Genomic DNA, 3,214 nt, shown 5'->3' on the forward strand with positions numbered 1-3,214 from the left:
TGGTCCGGTTCGGTTCTTTCAGAACCGCACAGTGGATGCGTAGCGTCTTCGTAAACAAGTCCTCGGCCTATTAGTACCGGTCAACTCCACCCATTACTAGGCTTCCATCTCCGGCCTATCAACCCAGTGGTCTAGCTGGGGGCCTTAACCCTCAAAGGGGTGGGATACCTCATCTTGGAACAGGCTTCCCGCTTAGATGCTTTCAGCGGTTATCCCTTCCGAACGTAGCCAACCAGCAGTGCCCTTGGCAGGACAACTGGCACACCAGAGGTTCGTCCATCCCGGTCCTCTCGTACTAGGGACAGCCTTCCTCAAGTATCCTACGCGCGCGGCGGATAGGGACCGAACTGTCTCACGACGTTCTAAACCCAGCTCGCGTACCGCTTTAATGGGCGAACAGCCCAACCCTTGGGACCTACTCCAGCCCCAGGATGCGACGAGCCGACATCGAGGTGCCAAACCATGCCGTCGATATGGACTCTTGGGCAAGATCAGCCTGTTATCCCCGGGGTACCTTTTATCCGTTGAGCGACGCCGCTTCCACCAGCCAGCGCCGGATCACTAGTTCCGACTTTCGTCCCTGCTCGACATGTCTGTCTCACAGTCAAGCCCCCTTGTGCACTTGCACTCGACACCTGATTGCCAACCAGGCTGAGGGAACCTTTGAGCGCCTCCGTTACCCTTTGGGAGGCAACCGCCCCAGTTAAACTACCCACCAGGCACTGTCCCTGATCCGGATCACGGACCGAGGTTAGACATCCAGTACGACCAGAGTGGTATTTCAACGATGACTCCACCAGAACTGGCGTCCCGGCTTCACAGTCTCCCACCTATCCTACACAAGCCGAACCGAACACCAATACCAAGCTATAGTAAAGGTCCCGGGGTCTTTCCGTCCTGCCGCGCGTAACGAGCATCTTTACTCGTAATGCAATTTCGCCGGGCCTGCGGTTGAGACAGTCGAGAAGTCGTTACGCCATTCGTGCAGGTCGGAACTTACCCGACAAGGAATTTCGCTACCTTAGGATGGTTATAGTTACCACCGCCGTTTACTGGCGCTTAAGTTCTCAGCTTCGCCACAAGTGACTAACCGGTCCCCTTAACGTTCCAGCACCGGGCAGGCGTCAGTCCGTATACATCGTCTTGCGACTTCGCACGGACCTGTGTTTTTAGTAAACAGTCGCTTCTCGCTGGTCTCTGCGGCCGTCTCGCCCTAGCCTGCAAGAGGCTTCAAGCGCTACGGCCCCCCTTCTCCCGAAGTTACGGGGGGATTTTGCCGAGTTCCTTAACCACAGTTCGCCCGATCGCCTCGGTATTCTCTACCTGACCACCTGTGTCGGTTTGGGGTACGGGCCGCATGAACACTCACTAGAGGCTTTTCTCGGCAGCATGGGATCACTCTACTTCGCCTCAATCGGCTATGCATCACGTCTCAGCCTATATGAAGCACGGATTTGCCTATGCTTCGGCCTACACGCTTACACCAGTACTACCACTCACTGGCGGAGCTACCCTCCTGCGTCACCCCATCGCTTGACTACTACAAGTTCGGGTCCCGCGCTCCACAAGGTCGATGTCCCGAAGGACGGTGACCCCGCTTTGGGCGGTTAGCATCACAAGGTTCGCCATGGGCGCGTTCACACGGGTACGGGAATATCAACCCGTTGTCCATCGACTACGCCTGTCGGCCTCGCCTTAGGTCCCGACTTACCCTGGGCGGATTAGCCTGGCCCAGGAACCCTTGGTCATCCGGCGGGGGAGTTTCTCACTCCCCTTTCGCTACTCATGCCTGCATTCTCACTCGCATAGCCTCCACACCTGGTTCACACCGGCGCTTCACTGGCTATACGACGCTCCCCTACCCATCCACACGACTGCGTACGAGTCGAGCCCGCACGGATCATATGTGTGAATGACACAGCTTCGGCGGTGTGCTTGAGCCCCGCTACATTGTCGGCGCAGGACCACTTGACCAGTGAGCTATTACGCACTCTTTAAAGGGTGGCTGCTTCTAAGCCAACCTCCTGGTTGTCTGGGCGACCCCACATCCTTTCCCACTTAGCACACACTTAGGGGCCTTAGCTGGTGTTCTGGGCTGTTTCCCTCTCGACTACGAACCTTATCGCCCGCAGTCTCACTGCCGCACTCTCACTCACCGGCATTCGGAGTTTGGTTGATTTCGGTAAGCTTGTGGGCCCCCTAGACCATCCAGTGCTCTACCTCCGGCGAGAAACATGCGACGCTGCACCTAAATGCATTTCGGGGAGAACCAGCTATCACGGAGTTTGATTGGCCTTTCACCCCTAACCACAGCTCATCCCCCAGGTTTTCAACCCTGGTGGGTTCGGGCCTCCACACGGTCTTACCCGCGCTTCACCCTGGCCATGGCTAGATCACTCCGCTTCGGGTCTAGACCACGCGACTAAAACCGCCCTATTCGGACTCGCTTTCGCTACGGCTACCCCACACGGGTTAACCTCGCCACGTAGCACTAACTCGCAGGCTCATTCTTCAAAAGGCACGCCGTCACCCCGAAAGGCTCCGACGGATTGTAGGCACACGGTTTCAGGTACTATTTCACTCCCCTCCCGGGGTACTTTTCACCTTTCCCTCACGGTACTAGTCCGCTATCGGTCACCAGGGAGTATTTAGGCTTAGCGGGTGGTCCCGCCAGATTCACAGCGAATTTCACGAGTACGCTGCTACTTGGGAACACCATCAGGAGACACCGGGTTTTCGCGTACGGGAGTCTCACCCTCTACGCTCGCGCTTTCCAGACACGTTCCGCTAACCACAGTGTTTTCTTACTCCTTGAACGTCCGGCAGAACGTTCGGACAGGTCCCACGACCCCGATTATGCAACCCCTGCCGGGTATCACACATAACCGGTTTAGCCTCATCCGCTTTCGCTCGCCACTACTCACGGAATCACGGTTGTTTTCTCTTCCTGCGGGTACTGAGATGTTTCACTTCCCCGCGTTCCCTCCACATACCCTATGTGTTCAGGTATGGGTGACCCCACATGACTGAGGCCGGGTTTCCCCATTCGGACACCCTAGGATCTCAGCTCGGTTGGCAGCTCCCCTAGGCTTTTCGCAGCCTCCTACGTCCTTCATCGGCTCCTGGTGCCAAGGCATTCACCGTATGCCCTTAAAAACTTGCTTACAAAGATGCTCGCATCCACTGTGCAGTTCTCAAAGAACGAACGGACACT

1 rRNA gene is annotated in these 3,214 nt (G+C 56.6%); it reads right to left on the bottom strand.

Going from position 1 to position 3,214, the window contains the following annotated elements:
• Nucleotides 1–50 precede the first annotated feature (50 nt).
• Nucleotides 51–3,164, bottom strand: a 23S ribosomal RNA gene (locus CLV43_RS46890).
• Between the last annotated feature and the right edge of the window lie 50 nt (nucleotides 3,165–3,214).

The organism is Umezawaea tangerina, from assembly GCF_003002815.1.
In the GTDB taxonomy this organism is placed as follows: Bacteria; Actinomycetota; Actinomycetes; order Mycobacteriales; family Pseudonocardiaceae; genus Umezawaea; species Umezawaea tangerina.